At 63.0% G+C, this 17,877-nt stretch carries 13 protein-coding genes; all 13 read left to right on the top strand.

From position 1 onward, the window contains the following. Positions 1-15 precede the first annotated feature (15 nt). Complete coding sequence (gene murD, locus LKE90_RS01255) at positions 16-1,410, top strand: UDP-N-acetylmuramoyl-L-alanine--D-glutamate ligase (protein WP_291491260.1); 1,395 nt, start codon at positions 16-18, stop codon at positions 1,408-1,410. Continuing rightward, positions 1,410-2,579: an FtsW/RodA/SpoVE family cell cycle protein gene (locus LKE90_RS01250; protein WP_291491021.1), complete on the top strand. Its 1,170-nt coding sequence runs from the start codon at positions 1,410-1,412 to the stop codon at positions 2,577-2,579. The genes murD and LKE90_RS01250 overlap by 1 nt, the downstream gene beginning before the upstream one ends. Beyond that, positions 2,561-3,781: an undecaprenyldiphospho-muramoylpentapeptide beta-N-acetylglucosaminyltransferase gene (murG, locus tag LKE90_RS01245; RefSeq protein WP_291491020.1), complete on the top strand. Its 1,221-nt coding sequence runs from the start codon at positions 2,561-2,563 to the stop codon at positions 3,779-3,781. Before LKE90_RS01250 ends, murG begins: the two co-directional genes overlap by 19 nt. Beyond that, a complete protein-coding gene (gene murC / locus LKE90_RS01240; protein WP_291491019.1) occupies positions 3,778-5,205 on the top strand; it encodes a UDP-N-acetylmuramate--L-alanine ligase in 1,428 nt (475 codons plus the stop codon). The genes murG and murC overlap by 4 nt, the downstream gene beginning before the upstream one ends. Then, positions 5,202-6,173, top strand: coding sequence for a UDP-N-acetylmuramate dehydrogenase (gene murB / locus LKE90_RS01235; RefSeq protein ID WP_291491018.1), 972 nt, complete (start codon positions 5,202-5,204; stop codon positions 6,171-6,173). Before murC ends, murB begins: the two co-directional genes overlap by 4 nt. After that, a complete protein-coding gene (locus LKE90_RS01230) occupies positions 6,170-7,165 on the top strand; it encodes a D-alanine--D-alanine ligase (RefSeq protein WP_291491017.1) in 996 nt (331 codons plus the stop codon). The genes murB and LKE90_RS01230 overlap by 4 nt, the downstream gene beginning before the upstream one ends. Then, positions 7,162-8,283 (top strand): cell division protein FtsQ/DivIB, encoded by a 1,122-nt coding sequence (locus tag LKE90_RS01225; RefSeq protein WP_291491016.1) that lies wholly within the window; start codon positions 7,162-7,164, stop codon positions 8,281-8,283. The genes LKE90_RS01230 and LKE90_RS01225 overlap by 4 nt, the downstream gene beginning before the upstream one ends. After that, the gene (gene ftsA, locus LKE90_RS01220; RefSeq protein ID WP_291491015.1) at positions 8,280-9,656 is read left to right on the top strand and encodes a cell division protein FtsA; all 1,377 of its coding nucleotides are present in this window, start codon (positions 8,280-8,282) and stop codon (positions 9,654-9,656) included. The genes LKE90_RS01225 and ftsA overlap by 4 nt, the downstream gene beginning before the upstream one ends. Before the next feature lie 110 nt (positions 9,657-9,766). Then, positions 9,767-11,278 (top strand): cell division protein FtsZ, encoded by a 1,512-nt coding sequence (gene ftsZ, locus LKE90_RS01215; RefSeq protein ID WP_291491014.1) that lies wholly within the window; start codon positions 9,767-9,769, stop codon positions 11,276-11,278. 234 nt (positions 11,279-11,512) lie between these two features. Beyond that, positions 11,513-12,529 (top strand): UDP-3-O-acyl-N-acetylglucosamine deacetylase, encoded by a 1,017-nt coding sequence (lpxC, locus tag LKE90_RS01210; RefSeq protein ID WP_291491013.1) that lies wholly within the window; start codon positions 11,513-11,515, stop codon positions 12,527-12,529. Between the two features lie 166 nt (positions 12,530-12,695). Further along, positions 12,696-13,712, top strand: coding sequence for an outer membrane protein assembly factor BamD (locus LKE90_RS01205; RefSeq protein ID WP_407066034.1), 1,017 nt, complete (start codon positions 12,696-12,698; stop codon positions 13,710-13,712). Positions 13,713-13,868: 156 nt separating this feature from the next. Next, the gene (gene recN, locus LKE90_RS01200; protein ID WP_291491012.1) at positions 13,869-15,587 is read left to right on the top strand and encodes a DNA repair protein RecN; all 1,719 of its coding nucleotides are present in this window, start codon (positions 13,869-13,871) and stop codon (positions 15,585-15,587) included. After that, positions 15,587-17,674 (top strand): NAD-dependent DNA ligase LigA, encoded by a 2,088-nt coding sequence (gene ligA, locus LKE90_RS01195; protein ID WP_291491011.1) that lies wholly within the window; start codon positions 15,587-15,589, stop codon positions 17,672-17,674. The genes recN and ligA overlap by 1 nt, the downstream gene beginning before the upstream one ends. Positions 17,675-17,877 lie beyond the last annotated feature (203 nt).

Here is a 17,877-nt window from a genome sequence, read left to right as displayed (position 1 = left end):
GCCTTGTCCGCTCCGTTGTCCGCCAAAACCTCATTCCCTGCCGATCTGTTCGCTGGCCACCGTTTTGCGGTGCTCGGGTTGGGCCGCAACGGCACGCCGGCCGCAAAGGCGCTGGCGAACATGGGTGCTACCGTGCAGGCGTGGGATGATGGCGAGGCCGGACGGGCAGCGCTTGCAGGATGGAAGACCTCTTCCGGCACACTGACCGTCTCGCCGCTCGACAGTCTGGACGGATTTGACGCGCTGGTCATGTCGCCGGGCATTCCTCATCTCCTGCCAACCGTGCATCCGGTCGCAGCCATGGCGAAGGCGGCTGGCGTGCCGATCCTCTCAGACGCCGACCTGCTGTTTCAGGCGGTTCGCAAAAGCGGATCGAAGGCCCGGTTCGCGGGCGTCACCGGCACGAACGGCAAGTCCACCACCACCGCCCTGCTGGCCCATCTGCTGCGTCATGCCGGACTGCCTGTGGCGGAAGGCGGCAATCTCGGTCCCGCTTCCCTGTCCCTGCCTCTGCTGCCGGACAATGGCGTCTATGTGCTGGAAATGTCGTCCTACATGCTCGAACGGCTGGCGACCCTGCATTTCGACACGGCCTGCCTGCTCAATCTCACGCCGGATCATCTCGACCGACACGGCGACATGGCGGGCTACGCCACGGCCAAGACACATATCTTCGACCGGATGACCGGCTCCGATCTGGTGGTTATCGGCAACGGGGACACGTGGTGCCGGGACATCGCCGCCAGCCTGAAAGAGCGGGACATCTCCGTCGAGACCATTTCAGGCCTGGACGACGAGACCGCTGATTTTCATCTGCATGAAGGCGCTGTCGTCAGCCACGGCATGGTCATCGCCCGCCCCGGCGCAACATTGCCCGGCGCGCACAACGCGGAGAACGCATGCGCGGCGCTCGCCATGGCGCTGCGTCTCGGCGTCGCTTCCAGCAGTCTGGCCAGCGGGATCGGGGATTTCGCCGGGCTGGCGCATCGTCAGAAACATGTCGCGGATATCGACGGTGTGGCCTATGTCGATGACAGCAAGGCGACCAATGCCGACGCTGCTGCCCGTGCGCTCGGCTGCTACAGCAAAATCGTCTGGATTGCGGGCGGCGTGGCCAAGGCAGGCGGCATTTCCGACCTCGTCCCGTATTTCTCCCGGATCGCCAGAGCCTTCCTGATCGGCAAGGATGCCCCGATACTAGCGGAAACGCTGGCCGCGCATAAAGTGCCTTACGAGATTGTGGGTGATCTGGAGCACGCCGTTCCAGCCGCCCGACAGGCCGCTGCGGCAGAGAACGCCGAGGTCGTGCTTCTCTCTCCGGCCTGCGCCAGCTTTGACCAGTTTCCGGGGTTCGAGGCGCGCGGCCTCCGCTTCGCCGCACTGGTGCACGCGCTGAAGGATCACGCCTGATGGCCCGGTTTTCCCGCATTGACAACTCGGCGCTCGGGCGCTGGTGGCGCAGCGTCGATCATGTGACGCTGGCCTGTGTGGGGATTCTGATCGGCTTCGGCTACATCCTGATGCTCGCCGCCAGCCCTGCCGTGGCCGTGCGTATCGGCGCGTCCCGCAACATGTTCATCTTCAAGCAGGTCTTCTTCCTCACGCTTGCCGGATGCGTGACCATCGCCGTGTCGATGCTCTCCCGCAAGGGCGTGATCCGGCTCGGCTTTATCGGCGGTGCGATCGCCATTGCGGCAACAGTCATGACACTGGTTCACGGCATCGAGATCAAGGGCGCGCGCCGCTGGATCGCCCTGCCGATGATGTCCGTGCAGCCGTCAGAATTTCTCAAGCCATGCTTCGCCGTGATGACGGCATGGCTGTTGGCGAAGCGGCACGAAATCCGGCGTTTTCCGGGGATGCTGCTGGCGCTCGCCTGTTACGCGGTCATTCTGATCCTGCTGAAATCCCAGCCGGATATCGGCATGCTCACCGTTGTTTCCACCGTGTTTCTGGCCCAGCTTTTCGTGGATGGGCTCAACCTTATTCTGGTCGCGGGCGGTGTCGGCATCATGATCGCGGCTGGTATCGCGGCTTTCTTCCTGTTCCCCCATGTGCATTCCCGCGTGGAGCGGTTTCTGCATCCGGATGTGGGCGATCACTATCAGATCGACACTGCTCTCCGGGCTTTCGGCAATGGCGGCCTACTCGGACGCGGTCCGGGTGAAGGCCGCGTGAAGGATCTGCTGCCCGATGCCCATGCCGACTTCGTATTCGCCGTGGCGGGCGAGGAATACGGCCTGCTGATCTGCCTGTTCATCATCGCCGTGTTTGCGACCATCGTCATCCGCGCGCTGCTCAAACTGCTGCGTGAGGACGATCCCTTTCTGATCATGGCGACGGCGGGTCTTGTCACCGGCTTCGGGTTGCAGGCCTTCGTCAACATGGCCTCCACCCTGCATCTCATCCCGACCAAGGGCATGACGCTGCCGTTCATTTCCTATGGCGGCTCCTCGGCCCTCTCCATCTCGCTGGCCATCGGCATGGTGCTCGCGCTGACACGGCAACGTGTCGGGCAAAGCAGGCTCAGCCGCTCACTGACGGAACCCACCCGGGGCACATGGAAAACAGCGACATGACTACGCAGGCGAACATTTCCTCCATCGGCCCCATCGTCATTGCAGCGGGCGGCACTGGCGGTCACTTCTTCCCCGCCGAGGCGCTCGCCGATGTGCTGGTCGGGCGCGGCTACTGTGTCGCCCTGATGACGGATGCAAGAGCGGGCAAACGCACCTCCGGCGTCTTCGCCACGACGGAACAGTTCATCCTGCCGGGTGCGGGTGTCGCGGGACGTGGACCGATCCGGGCGTTCAAGGGAGGGCTCGCCCTCCTGCGTGGCGCGAATGAAGCCCGTCGCATCATGGCCAAGCTGCGTCCCGCTGCTGTCGTCGGGTTCGGCGGCTACCCCTCCGTGCCACCCCTGCTCGGCGCACGTCTCCTGCCCAGCCCGTCGCGTCCGAAGATCATTCTGCATGAAGGCAACGCCGTTCTGGGCAAGGCCAACGCCTTCCTCGCCCGGTTCGCAAACGGGATCGGCACGTCTTTCAGCGACGTCAAAGGGCTGCCTCCCAGCGCTCATGTCGCGCTGACCGGCATGCCCGTGCGTCCCGCCATCGCCGCGCTTGCGGGAGAGGGCTACACACCGCCGGACAATCTCATTCACCTGCTGGTCTGGGGCGGCTCACTCGGCGCACGTGTTTTCTCCGATATCGTGCCCGGTGCGCTGGCGGCGCTTCCGCTGGCCATCCGTGAGCGCTTGCAGATCACGCAGCAGGTTCGCGCCGAGGATCTGGAGCGTGTTCGCACCGCCTATGAATCCTTCGGCATCGCCGCCACGCTGGCTCCATTCTTCCCGAATGTGGCGGAACTCATGCGGCAGGCGCATCTGGTGATCGGACGGGCTGGCGGGTCATCTGTGGCTGAACTGGAGGTGGCTGGCCGTCCTTCCATTCTCGTGCCGCTGCCGGTCGCCGCGAGTGACGAACAGACCGCCAACGCCCAGGCCCTTGAAGGGGTCGGCGCAGCCTGGCTTTTCCGCCAGCCGACCTTCACCGTGGAAGCTCTGGCGCCCCTGCTGACCATGATGCTGACCGACACGGGCATTCTCACCGCCGCCGCCAGCGCCGCCGCAAAGCTGGGTCGTCCGGATGCGGCGGAACGTCTGGCTGATCTGGTCGAGGCCACCTTGCATCCCGGGTCCGGGGGACGCTATTCCTCCCCGTTTCCATCATCCCCTGCGTCCTCCGGAAACGCTACACAGACCGTGGAGTCCAAGCCATGAGAGCCCTGCCGCTGACAATCGGTACCATTCATTTCGTCGGTATCGGCGGCATCGGCATGTCAGGTATCGCGGAGGTGCTGCACCTGCTCGGCTACAAGGTGCAGGGCTCGGACATGAGCGAGAACGCGAATGTCCAGCGTCTGCGCGGGCTGGGCATTCCCGTCACCGTCGGTCATGACGCCGCCAATCTCGGACAGGCTCAGGTTCTGGTGATTTCCACGGCCGTCAAGCGCGACAACCCGGAGGTGGTCGCAGCCCGCTCGCGCCTGATCCCGGTCGTGCGCCGCGCCGAAATGCTGGCCGAACTGATGCGCCTGCGCTGGTCCATCGCCGTGGGCGGCACGCATGGCAAAACCACCACGACCAGCCTGATCGCCGCCGTTCTGGAAGCCTCCAAGCTCGATCCGACCGTCATCAATGGCGGCATCATCGAGGCCTACGGCACCAACACCCGCATGGGTAAGGGCGAGTGGATGGTGGTGGAAGCCGATGAGAGCGACGGTTCCTTCCTGCGCCTGCCTTCCGTAATCTCCGTCGTCACCAACATGGACCCGGAGCATCTCGATCACTGGGGCACGGCGGAAGCGATGGAAGCGGGCTATGACCAGTTCGTCTCCAACGTGCCGTTCTATGGCTTCGCCGTTCTCTGCATCGACCATCCGGCCGTGCAGCAGATGATCCCGCGCCTCTCCGACCATCGCGTCGTCACCTATGGTTTCTCGCCACAGGCTGATGTACGGGCCGAGAAGGTCATCACCGACAAGCTCGGCGCGACGTTCGAGGTGCAGATCACCGACCGGACCCATCGCCGCACCCGCAAGGCCGGTCCATTCCGTCTGCCGATGCTCGGCAACCACAATGTGCAGAATGCGCTCGCCGCCATCGCCGTCGCCACAGAGATGGATATCGACGACGCCACCATCCGCTCTGGTCTGGCCTCTTTCCGTGGGGTAAAGCGTCGTTTCACCCGTTGCGGCGAGGCCAACGGCATCACCGTGATCGACGATTACGGCCACCATCCTGTCGAGATCGCCGCCGTGCTGAAAGCCGCCCGTCAGGCTGGCGCGCGTCAGGTCATCGCCGTCATGCAGCCGCACCGCTATTCCCGTCTACAGATGCTGTTCAACGAGTTCTGCACCTGCATGAACGATGCTGACATGGTCATTGTGTCCGATGTGTACGCCGCTGGCGAAGAGCCGATCGAAGGCTTCAACCGTGACAGGCTGGTGGAAGGTCTGCGTGAGCGTGGCCACCGCTCGGTCGTGCCGCTGACGGACCCGGCGCATCTGGCGGAAATGATCAACGCCATGGCCAAGCCAGGCGATTACGTCGTCTGCCTCGGCGCGGGCACCATCACCAACTGGGCGCATGCGCTGCCGGGTGAACTGCTCGCGCTTCAGGCCAAGCAGAAAGGCGCGGCATGACCGACACTCCCGCCTCTTCGCTCCTGACGGCTGGCGACGCCATCGCCGCTTCGCTCGGCGATGTGCGGGGGCGTGTGTCCGTCAATCAACCCCTCGGCGCACGAAGCTGGTTCCGTGTCGGCGGTCCGGCGGAATGTCTGTTCCAGCCCGCTGACACCGATGATCTTGTCACGGCCATGCAGCGTCTTTCGCCGGAAATCCCGGTGACGACGCTGGGGGCCTGCTCCAACGTCATCATCCGTGACGGCGGCATCCCCGGGCTGGTGATCCGTCTCGGCGGTGCGTTCGCTGGCATCGAGCAGGATGGGAACGGTCTCCTCGTGGGTGGTGCAGCGCTGGACGCAACCGTTGCGGAAACTTCCGCCAGCAAGAATCTCGGCGGTCTTGAATTTCTGGCGGGCATCCCCGGCTCGATTGGGGGCGCGGTCCGTATGAACGCCGGAGCCTACGGATCCGACATGGCGGCGGTTCTGGACTGGGCCGAAGTCGTCTCCCGCGATGGCACCCTGCTGCATCTTGAAGCCTCCGCGCTGCGGTTCGGATATCGCCGTTCCGCCCTTCCGGACGGCGCTGTGGTGGTACGGGCGCGTCTGCGGGGAGAGCCGACGGAGCAGAGCATCGTCTCCGGCCGCATCGCGGAAATCCGTGCGGCGCGTGAAAGCTCGCAGCCGGTGCGGGCGCGGACCGGAGGCTCCACGTTCCGCAATCCCTCTCCGGATATCAGCGACAAGAAGGCGTGGCAGCTTGTCGACAGGGCGGGTTGCCGTGGTCTGACCATCGGCGGCGCGCAGATCAGTGAGAAGCACTGCAATTTCATGCTCAACACCGGCGATGCGACGGCAGCGGATCTGGAAGCGCTGGGTGAAGAAGTCCGCAAGCGGGTGCTGGAGAAATCCGGCGTCAGCCTTCAGTGGGAAATCAAGCGCATCGGGCTGAAAGCCTTTGAGACGAAGGGAGACGCCACATGAGCGCACCACAACAGAGCCCGGAGCAGAGCAAGGGACGGATCACGGTTCTGATGGGCGGCGCCTCGGCGGAACGGGAAGTCAGTCTGTCGTCAGGCAAGGGGGTTGTCGCCGCGCTGAAAGAAGCGGGCTACGACGCACAGGGACTGGACGTTACCCGTGATCTGGCGGCTGTTGTCGCTGGTCTGGCGGAACAGAAACCCGTTGCCGTGTTCAACGCGCTGCATGGCCGCTTCGGAGAAGATGGGGCCATTCAGGGCGTGCTGGAATGGCTCGGCCTGCCTTATACGCACTCGGGTCTCCGCGCTTCCGCCAACGCTATGGACAAGGAAGCGTCCCGGCAGATTTTCATGACGGCAGGGCTTCCGGTGGCGGAAGGACGTGCGGTCGCGGTCAGTGAGCTGACCGAGAAAGACCCGCTGCCGCTGCCTTACGTGGTGAAACCCCTCGATGAAGGTTCGTCGGTCGGTGTGTCCATCGTCCGCAACACCAATCAGCGGGCGCAGGTTGTGGAAGAATGGCATTACGGCCCCGTGGCGCTGGTGGAGCAGTATATTCCCGGTCGCGAAATCACGGTCGGCGTCCTTGATGATGGTCCGGACGGTCCCCGTGCCCTGACCGTGACCGACATCACGCCCAATGCCGGGTCCGGTCATGATTTCTATGACTATGCCGCCAAATATGGCGCGTGTGGCAGCCGTCACACTCTGCCCGCCGAAATTCATCCGGACGATTTCGCCCGCGCCTGCGAACTGGCGGTCGCGGCGCACAAGGCGCTCGGCTGCTCCGGCGCATCCCGCTCGGACTTTCGCTATGACGATACGTCGGGCGACGGACGCGGGCAGATCGTGCTGCTGGAAGTCAACACCCAGCCCGGCATGACCCCGACATCGCTTCTGCCGGAACAGGCGGCCTATTGCGGCATTTCCTACGCGGCGCTCTGCGACCTTCTGGTGCAGGACGCTCTCCGTCGGGCGGACGCCGCGCGCCGATGAAACGACCGCCTCCGCCTTCCCCGGAACGCCGCGAAGCAGGGAGCGGTGACCGTTTCCGCCATACGAACCGGGCCGACCGTCCATCGGCGGTCGCCCTGTTCCTTCGCCGCCACAAGGGAAAGCTGAAGTTTTTCGTCGTGATCGGCGTGCTTGGCGCGGGGACATGGGCGTTTCTGTCCATGCACGGCACACAGGGTCTTGTGGCGCCTCTGAAGGCGAGGATCGAGGCGGCAATTCCCCTCAAGGTGACGGAAATCCGTGTTGAGGGGGCGAACCTGACCAGCCAGGACGCCATCCATGAGGCGCTCGGCATTTCGGTCGGTGATCCGATGCTGGGCTTCGACGTCAAGACCGCCCGCGACCGGCTGAACGATCTTCCCTTCGTCGAGAATGCGACGGTGGGACGGCGTTTCTCCGGACTGATCGTGGTGCATCTCACGGAGCGTCCTCCCTTCGCCATCTGGCAGCACAAGGGCCAGTTCGTGCCCATCGACCGGGACGGCAATCCGGTTCCCGACAAGGGCATGACCAGCAGGGACGCTCAGGCTTTCATGCAGCTTCCTCTTGTTGTCGGAGAGGGTGCGGACCATGCGGCGGCGGAGCTTCTGGACGCTCTGGCCAAAACGCCTGACGTGAAAGCACATATGACAGCCGCCACGCTGATCAACATGCGGCGCTGGACCCTGACGCTGAAAGACGGAGCCTCGGTCTATCTGCCGGAAGCGGCTGAGCCTCAGGCGCTGACCCGCCTTGAAGAACTTCAGAAACGGTTTGACCTGCTGAATCGCCCGGTCGAGATCATCGACCTGCGCCTGCCCGATCGTCTGACCATTCGGGAACGCCCGGCCCCTGCCCCGGTTGCCGACGATGCCGCCACGCCGGAAGATCAGGACCACATGGCGAAATCCAATGGGGCGAAATCCAATGGGATAAAATCCGGTGGAGCAGCGAAGCCTGACGGGCAGCCGCAGCCCTCCAGCACCCATGATGAGGCACCGACCGCCAAGACCGCGCCTGCGAAAAAGCCGAAACACACGGATGAGGGTGACAGTCGTCCTTCATCATCCCACGATGACAACGAACATGCCCATAACAGCGGGGGAGCGCTTCCAGCATGAACGATCTGATCGTTTCCGGACAGGCCTCCAGAGCCCTCAGTCTGGGTAAGGCGGCACGCCCCCGAGGGCAGGATCATGCTGACGTGCAGGACTCGTCCGGCAGCCTGCTCAATCTCGCGGAAGGCAAGCCGGAACAGCGGGCATGGCGCAGCGGGCTGGTCGGCGTTCTGGATATCGGCTCGACCAAGATCACCTGCCTGATCGGCAAGGGCGAACCCAACGGCAAACTGCGGGTTCTGGGCCACGGCTGGCTGCGCTCCAACGGCGTCAAAAACGGCGCGATTGTCGATCTCAAAGCGGCGGAAGCCATCATCCGGCATGTGGTCGGCAATGCCGAGCGTGAGGCCGAACGCTCACTGGACAAGGTTGTGGTCAACCTGTCCTGCGGTCACCCGGAAAGCCTCCTGTTCAATGTACACTGGCCGATCGGCGGGCGCGAAATCACGGATGGCGATATCCGCAGGATCGTGACGGAAGGCCGGATGAAGGCGCAGTCGGAAGGACGCGCCGTCATCCACACGCTGCCGCTGGATTTCGCGGTCGATGAAACGGATGGCGTGACCGACCCACGCGGGCATCTGTGCGAGCAGCTTCGCGCCCGTCTGCATGTAATCGACGCCTCCTCCACGGCGCTCCGGACGCTGGACGCGCTGCTGGGACGTGCGGAACTGAAGCTCGACGCTCTGGTCTCCGCCCCTCTGGCCGCCGGTCTGGCGGTCACGAACGCGGACCAGCGCATGGTGGGTACCACCGTGATCGAGATGGGCGGTGGCACCACATCCCTTGCGGTTTTCGCGGAGGGCCAACTTCTGCACACAGCCCAGATCGGGATCGGCGGCGAGCACGTCACGCGCGATATCGCCCGTGGTCTGGGAACATCCACGGACAATGCCGAGCGTCTCAAGACGATGCACGGTCACGCGGATCTTTCAGCCGACAATGACGGCGTCACCATCCGTATCGAACGACAGAACGCCGACATGCCGACGTTCGAGGCCATTCCCCGTGCGATGCTGGGTGACATCATCCGTCCCAGAATCGAGGAAACCTTCGAACTGGTACGGGATCGTCTCGACAATGCCGGGCTCGGACACCTTGCGGGCGGGCGCGTCATCCTGTCCGGCGGCGGCTCGCTGCTGGATGGCGTCGGGTCTGTCGCGGCCCGGATTCTGAACCGTCATGTCCGGCTCGGCCGCCCGCACAATGTCATCGGCCTGCCTGATGCCTGCACGACAGCCAGCTTCTCCACGACCGTCGGTCTGCTGACCTGGGCGGCTTCGGCGGAGCGTCCGTTTGGCGATATCGAGTTCAGCGAAGAACGTCCGACAGGTATTTTAAACCGTCTGGTCTCTTTCATCCGGGATCGCGTCTGACATGCTGTTATCGATATGTTTATAGTGTTGGATAAATTTCGATTCACCCATCGAGTCGCGCGATGTAGTATGGCGACTCACCAGCGCCTGTCTCGTCCAAGGAAGTGTAAATGACTCTGAACCTCACCGTTCCCCCACAGCACCATGCGGATTTCTCGCCGAAGATCACAGTCATCGGCGTGGGGGGGGGTGGCACGAACGCCGTGGACAACATGATTCTCGCTGATCTGAAGGGCGTGGAGTTTGTGGTGGCCAACACGGACGCCCAGCAGCTCTCCAGCAGCCGTGCGGATCGCCGCATCCAGCTTGGTCCGCATCTGACACAGGGGCTGGGCGCTGGCGCGAAGCCGGAAATCGGACGGGCGGCGGCGGAAGAAGCTGCGGACGAACTGTCCCGTCACCTTGAAGGTTCGCATATGGTCTTCGTGACGGCGGGCATGGGCGGCGGCACAGGCACGGGCGCAGCGCCGATCGTGGCGCGGATGGCCCGCGAGCGCGGCATTCTGACCGTTGGTGTGGTGACGAAGCCCTTCAGCTTCGAAGGCCCGCGCCGTGCGAAAGCGGCTGAAGAAGGCATTGCCGAACTTCAGCAGTATGTCGACACGCTGATCGTCATCCCCAACCAGAACCTTTTCCGGATGGCCAATGAACGCACCACCTACAAGGATGCGTTCAAGATGGCCGACAACGTCCTCTACATGGGCGTGCGTGGCGTGACCGACCTGATGGTGGCCCCGGGTCTTGTGAACCTCGATTTCGCCGACATCCGCACCGTCATGGCGGAGATGGGCAAGGCCATGATGGGCACCGGCGAAGCCGAAGGCGAAGACCGCGCCCGTCTCGCTGCCGAGGCCGCGATTTCCAACCCGCTGCTTGAAGACACGTCAATGTCAGGCGCGCGCGGCCTGCTGATCAACATCACCGGCGGCGATGACCTGACGCTGTTCGAGGTCGATCAGGCCGCCAACCGCATCCGCGAGGAAGTGGCCGAAGACGCCAACATCATCTTCGGTTCCGCGATCGACCCCGATCTGGATGGCAAGATCCGTGTCTCCGTCGTGGCCACGGGCATCGACATGCCTTCCTCCAAGGCCCAGCAGGAAGCCGAGGAACAGGCCGCCGCACAGCAGCATGACGAGCAGGCGGCCGCCGCGAATATCGTCCAGAATGCACCGCAGACGGGTGGCCAGCCGCCAATGTTTGGTGGCGGCATGCAGCCTGTCCGCAATGCGCCGCCTGCCGGTCACCCGAATGGCGTTCCCGCAGGACAGGCGCCGCGTCAGACGCCGAACTTCAGCCAGCAGCCCGCTCCGGGCCAGTCGGCGCATTCCGGCGCAGCGCAGCGCCCCGCCTCTCCGCGGGACGGGCTGTTCACAAGCAACACGCGGTCGCCAGCCCCGGCTCCCCGCGCTCCGGAACCCGCCCCGTCGCGTGGCAGCCTGTTCGGTCTCATGACCGGCGTGCTGCGTCGTCCCGCAGCGGACCCTCGTGAGGTGAGACAGGAGCCCGCTCCGCAGGTGACGCCCGCTCCGCGCAACGAACAGCAGGACGGCCCGACCGTGCGCCCGGCACAGGGCGATGACGGTCTGGACATTCCGGCCTTCATGCGCAGACCTTCCTGACCGACCCGTCCGGATCACTGGCAGTCCAGAAAAACGGGGCCCGAACAGCCCCGTTTTTTAATGGGAAAATCCCTTTTGTCAGTCTCGGGATGGTCCTCCAGCCTGCGCTTAAAGTCACTTTCTCCCCCGGTAATACGACGCAATAAACATTGACTGGAACCATTGTGCTGCCGGCGTATTGTAAGTTTCAAAATACAGGCTCCATGAGCCACAGTCAGACCGAGAGATACGTCAATGGAAAGCTTCAGTTCTGATCCCGTCGCACTGCTTGAAAGGGATGACGAAGTCTTTTCATCAACGCCGCAGACATTCAAACTCTCTCCAAAACCATCAAAAACGGTTGTGACTGTGCGCCAGAACACCCTTCGTTCCTCCATAAGATGTGTGGGCACCGGTCTGCACACAGGGCGCAAAATCGCGCTGCGGATGGAACCTGCGCCCGCCGACACCGGCGTTATCTTCCAACGAACGGACATTCCGGGCGCAGCCGCCATTCCAGCGCTTTATGACCATGTCGTTGATACAAGACTGAGCACGGTCATCGGGGATTCCTCTGACCGGCAGAACCGTGTCGCCACCATCGAACATCTGATGTCAGCTCTCGCCGGCAAAGGCATCCACAACGTCCGCATCTTTCTGGATGGTCCGGAAGTGCCGGTGCTGGACGGTTCGTCCGCCGATTTTCTCTTTCTCATTGATTGCGCCGGGCGAGCCTCTCTTGAGCCGTCACGACGCGAAATCGAAATCCTGAAAACCGTCCGGGTGGAGGAAGGCGACGCCTTTACCGAACTGCGCCCTTCAACGGCGAAGAACATGCTGCTTTCGATGACGATCGACTTTCCGGCGTCCGCCATTGGTCGGCAGACGCTGGAACTGGCCTTCACTGAAGCATCATTCCGCACGGAACTGTCATTCTCGCGCACTTTCGCCAACCATCGCGAAATAGCCGCATTGCAGGCTGCGGGACTTGCGCTTGGTGGATCACTGGATAACGCCGTCGTCGTCGATGAGGATAAAATCCTGAACCCGACAGGTCTGCGGGTAAAAGATGAATTTGTCCGTCACAAAATGCTGGATGCCGTGGGAGACCTTTCCCTTGCTGGCGCACAGATACGCGGCAGCTTCACAGGCTATAAATCCGGCCACCATCTTAATAACCAACTGCTGCGCAAACTCTTTGCCGACAAAACCGCATGGCGCGAGGTCAGAAGCGCCACAAAATCGGTTTCTGAATCGCTCAGGGCCGCCTGAAAGCCCGCCTGTTCGCACCGACACCCGACAACCCGGAACATTGTAGCACGCAGAACGGACTGGACACCTTTCCGTCGCTGTATTCCGTGCTATAACCGGCCAGTCATTATATACGCAGACAGTGAGTTGATACGTGCCGCAGCCAACCTCGCGCATCCCCCCCAGAGTGACGTCGCGACTGGTTTCAGCGGCCGCCTATGGAACATTCCTGCTTCTGGCAGGCTGTTCGATGTTCAAGACAACACCAGCAGAGAAGCCGGCTCCCACAGTCGCCTCGGCCGATGAACTCTATAACAACGGCATCGACGCCCTGCGCACCCAGCGCTACCTGTCCGCAACGAAACAGTTCGAGACGCTTCAGCAGAATTACCCCTATTCCGGCTACACCGCCAATTCGCAGCTAATGGCGGGCTATGCCTATTATCTCCAGAACAAATACCCGGAAGCAGCACAGCAGCTCGATCGCTTTATCGAACTGCACCCGACCAGTTCCGACGCCGCCTACGCCTTCTATCTTCTGGCTCTCTGCTATTATGAGCAGATCGGAGACGTCGCCCGCGACCAGCAGATGACGTCGGAAGCCATGTCACGTTTGCAGGACGTCATCGCCCGTTTCCCGCAGACAAAATACGCGCGCGACGCCCAGTTGAAGATCGACCTCTGCCGTGACCATCTCGCGGGCAAGGAAATGCTTGTCGGACGCTATTATCAGGAACAGCGCGCCTATCAGGCGGCGCTTGGCCGTTACCAGCGCGTTGTGCAGGACTTTCAGACCACCAACCACGTGCCGGAAGCCCTTGAACGGCTTGTGGAAGTCTATCTTAACCTTGGTCTGACGGATGAAGCACGCCGGACCGGCAGCGTTCTGGCCTACAATTATCCCGACAGCCGGTGGTATCGATACGCCTACAGCACCCTGAAGGACTACCACCTCCTCTCGAACAGAACTCCGGCTCCGGGAAAGCTGATCTCCGCACCGGCCCTATCGACACAGAGCCCCGCCCAGTCCGCCAGTCATGGCGGGGGACGGGCCGACGCGCCGCCTTCCCTGTCAAAGGCTCCCGTGGCCCCGGTGTCCGCGAGTCAGTTGAGTGACGGCGGCAATGGTTCGGAACTGACGAGCAATCTTGCCCGCACCGGGGTTCCGGCATCCGAGAGAGGGGCACGCGGCTCGGCCCACTGAGCCACGCGTTACAGACACGTTGGGGTAAACAGCGCCTGTCATTGAAATGCGGGCCTTGGTCGACTGGCAGGCAGGCGTGCCTTCACGCCTTTCCATCCTCAGGCTCCGCTACAGCGCCAGCTTCCTTGCGGAGACAGGTCGGAGCGGATTTTCGTTATGCTGAACTTTCTTTCCATACGTGACGTCGTTCTCATCGAAGCTCTGGACCTGTCCTTCCATCCCGGCCTGACAGCGCTCACAGGTGAGACCGGCGCGGGAAAATCCATCCTCCTCGACAGTCTCGGGCTGGCTCTCGGAGAACGCGCCAATGCGCGCCTCATCCGGGCCGGAGCCAGCGAAGCCCGTGTCACGGCCAGCTTTGAAGTCCCCGCAGACCATCCCGTGCGCAATATTCTCTCGGAACAGGGTGTCCCCGCCGAGAGCGACGAATCGCTCATTCTGCGCCGTATTCTGGGCGTGGACGGACGATCCCGTGCGTGGATCAATGATCAGCCCATAGGCATCGGTCTCCTGCGCCGCGTCGCCGGAATGCTGGTGGAAGTTCAGGGACAGCACGAACAGATGGGGCTTGCCGACCCCACGACGCATCGTGACCTGCTCGACGCGTTCGGTGTTCCCGCCGCCACCCGGCGCAAGGTCGCCGCCTGCCACAAGACGTGGCGCGAGGCACGGGAGACACTGGACGCAGCACGGAGGGAAATCGAAACCGCCGCGCGGGAAGAAGAGTGGCTTCGGCACACAATCGACGAACTCTCCACCCTCGCCCCCCAGCAGGACGAGGAAAACGATCTGGCCGCCCAGCGGCAGGCGCTTCAGCGTAACGAACGCCGTAGCGAAGCCGTGGCGGCCGCCCTTGCGGAACTGAACCCGCGTGATCGGCGCAACTCGGGACCAGCCGCCGCCTTGCGGGCCGCCAGCCGCGCCCTGCACCGCCTGCTTCCGCCTCCGGGTCAGGAAGCGGAAGACGCGGAATTCGGACAGCAGCAGACCGGAGCCCATGAAGCGCTGAGGGCGCTGGAAGCGGCAGAAGTCGCTCTCTCTGAAGCTGAAGGCACGCTGGCCAGACTGGCCGCCGATCAGGACGCGGACCCCCGTCTGCTGGAACAGGTGGAGGAACGTCTGTTCTCTCTGCGCGCGGCCGCCCGCAAGTTCGAAACATCAGTCTCCGATCTGCCGGACCTGCTGAAACGACTGCTGGACCGTCTCAACGCCCTTGAAACAGGCACGGCCCGCCTTGTCGAACTGGAAGCCGCGACGGCAGCGGCAAAGGCGGCCTTTATGACCGCCGCCGAGGAACTGTCGGCCCACCGCGCCAAGGCCGCCCGGAAAATTGAAACAGCGGTCATGGCGGAACTCAAGCCGCTGAAGCTTGAACGCGCCCGCTTTGTAACGGAACTCACACCGCTCCCCGAGGAACAGTGGAGCGCTCACGGTCTGGAGCAGGCGACCTTCCTGCTGGCAGCCAATCCCGGCCAGCCGCCCGGCCCACTGGGCAAGGTCGCCTCCGGTGGTGAACTCTCCCGGCTGATGCTGGCCATCCGTCTGGTGCTGGCCGGTCGCTCTCCCATCGGCACACTGGTATTCGACGAGATCGATTCGGGCGTTGGCGGAGCGACGGCAGCGGCTATCGGTGAACGGCTGCACAGACTGGCGAGGGATATGCAGATCCTGACCGTCACCCACTCTCCGCAGGTCGCGGCGGCGGCTGATCACCACCTGCGGATCGGCAAGCTGGTGCGGAACGGACAGACCCAGACCAACGCCGCCCCTCTTCCGGACACGGAGCGACGAGAAGAGATCGCCCGGATGCTGGCAGGTGACGTCATAACCGATGCCGCGCGCGCCGCCGCGGAAAGTCTTCTGGAGAAGCGGTGATGGACACGACGCATACGGCTGTCGAGCAACTCGACGCCGCACAGGCGGAACAGGAACTGGCGCGTCTGTCCGCCCTCATCGCTCACCTGAACCAAGCCTATCATACACAGGACGCACCGGAAGTTTCGGATGCGGAGTTCGATGCTTTGCGTCGCCGCAATGAAGAAATCGAGAACCGCTTCCCCACGCTGATGCGCATGGACAGTCCCCGCTTTCAGGTGGGAGCAGCACCAAGCAGCGCCTTCAGGAAACACCGGCATCTCGCGCCGATGCTGTCGCTGGATAACGTCTTTGACCGCACGGATTTCGAGGATTTCGTGAAACGCGGCGTGCGGTTTCTTGGCCTTGATGAAACGCAGGCCGCCGCCCTCGCCTTTGTCGGCGAGCCGAAGATCGACGGTGTTTCCATCAGCCTGACCTACGAGAACGGACGGTTCGCACGCGGCACCACGCGCGGCGATGGCACGGAAGGTGAAGACGTCACCGCCAATCTGAAGACACTGAAAACCATCCCCCTCCGACTAAAGGGAGACGCGCCTGACCTGATCGAAATCCGTGGCGAAGTCTTTCTTGGCAAGGAGGAGTTTCTCGCCATCAACGCCGCGCAGGAGACTGCTGGAGACAAGCCGTTCGCCAACCCGCGCAACGCCGCAGCAGGCTCACTCCGACAGCTCGACCCGAAAGTGACGGCCCGCCGTCCGCTTTCCCTATTTGCCTACGCGATGGGGTTTTCATCCCATCCCGTCGCGACGACCCATTCAGCCTGGCTCGACCAGCTTCGCGCATGGGGTTTCACGGTCAATCCGCTCTCCACAAGACTGGAAGGCATTGCGGAGGCCGAGCCGTTCTTCGACAGGATCGCTCAGGAACGGAGCGCATTGCCGTATGATATCGACGGCGTCGTCTACAAGATCGACGATCTGACACTTCAGGAGCGTCTCGGTTTCGCAGGACGCGCGCCACGCTGGGCGACAGCGTGGAAATTCCCCGCCGAACAGGCCGTCACGCGCCTTCTGGCCATCGAGGTGCAGGTCGGACGCACAGGCGCGCTGACACCCGTGGCGCATCTTGAGCCCATCAATGTCGGTGGTGTGATCGTCTCGCGGGCCACGCTGCACAATCAGGACGAGATCGAGCGGAAGGATGTCCGCGTTGGCGATCTGGTGCAGATCCAGCGGGCGGGCGATGTCATTCCCCAGATCGTCGCGATCGTCGCGGAAAACAACCGCGAGAGGCAGGCTCCGTTCACCATGCCGGATCACTGCCCGGCCTGTGGCGCGAGCGTGGAGCGCGTTCCGGGTGAAGCGGTCATCCGTTGCACCGGCGGTCTCACCTGCCCGGCTCAGGTTGTCGAACGGCTGATTCACTTCGTGTCGCGCATGGCGTTCGACATCGACGGGCTCGGCGAAAAAAGCATCACCGAGTTCCATGACATCGGGATGGTGAAGGCGCCCGGCGATATTTTCCGCCTCTCCATACATGAGGCCGTGATTGCGAAACGGGAAGGATGGGGCGCGACCTCCGCGCGGAAACTGACTCAGGCCATCGAGACTCGGCGGACCATCTCCCTGCCCCGTTTCATCTACGCGCTGGGCATCCGGCGGGTGGGAGAAAACAACGCCAAGCTGCTGGCGCGACATTACGGCTCCTTCACGCATCTGCGCGAACGGATGCAGGCGGCACGTCTCATCGGTTCGGAAGAACGGCAGGAATTGGGGGAAATCACCGGGATCGGCACGGCGATTGCCGACGAAATCGTCAGCTTCTTTGCCGAACCTCACAACCAGACGACGCTGGACGATCTGCTGACCTCTGTAACGGTGGAGGACGAGCGTGTTGAGGCGGGAGGCGCTCTGTCTGGAAAAGTCATTGTTTTCACGGGCTCCCTTGTCACCATGACCCGCCCGGAAGCCAAGGCGACGGCGGAACGACTGGGGGCGAAAGTGACCGACAGCGTTTCAAAAAAGACCGATCTTGTCGTTCTGGGCGCGGAAGCTGGCTCCAAGGCGCGGAAAGCGCAGGAACTTGGTATTGACACAGTTGACGAAGCGGGATGGCGGCAGTTGGCCGGATTACCGGAAGCCTAAAAAAACATGCCTTATTTCTGTGACAGACTCTGTCCAGCCGCAATATTCGTTGCAAAGCGAATTGCCGAAACCGCCACAAGCTGGCATGATGCGGGCGCCCGGGAACGGAGCACTTAATAATAACTATAAATTCCCCGCGGACTGCATTCAGGCCTGATTTTCCCGGGAAGGAACAGACGGGCGGGATCGCCGCGTTCGGAGAG

It is taken from the genome of Acetobacter sp. (genome assembly GCF_022483985.1).
GTDB lineage: Bacteria > Pseudomonadota > Alphaproteobacteria > Acetobacterales > Acetobacteraceae > Acetobacter.
Note: the sequence above shows the minus strand (reverse complement) of the source record. Positions and strands in the feature narration are given on the sequence as shown.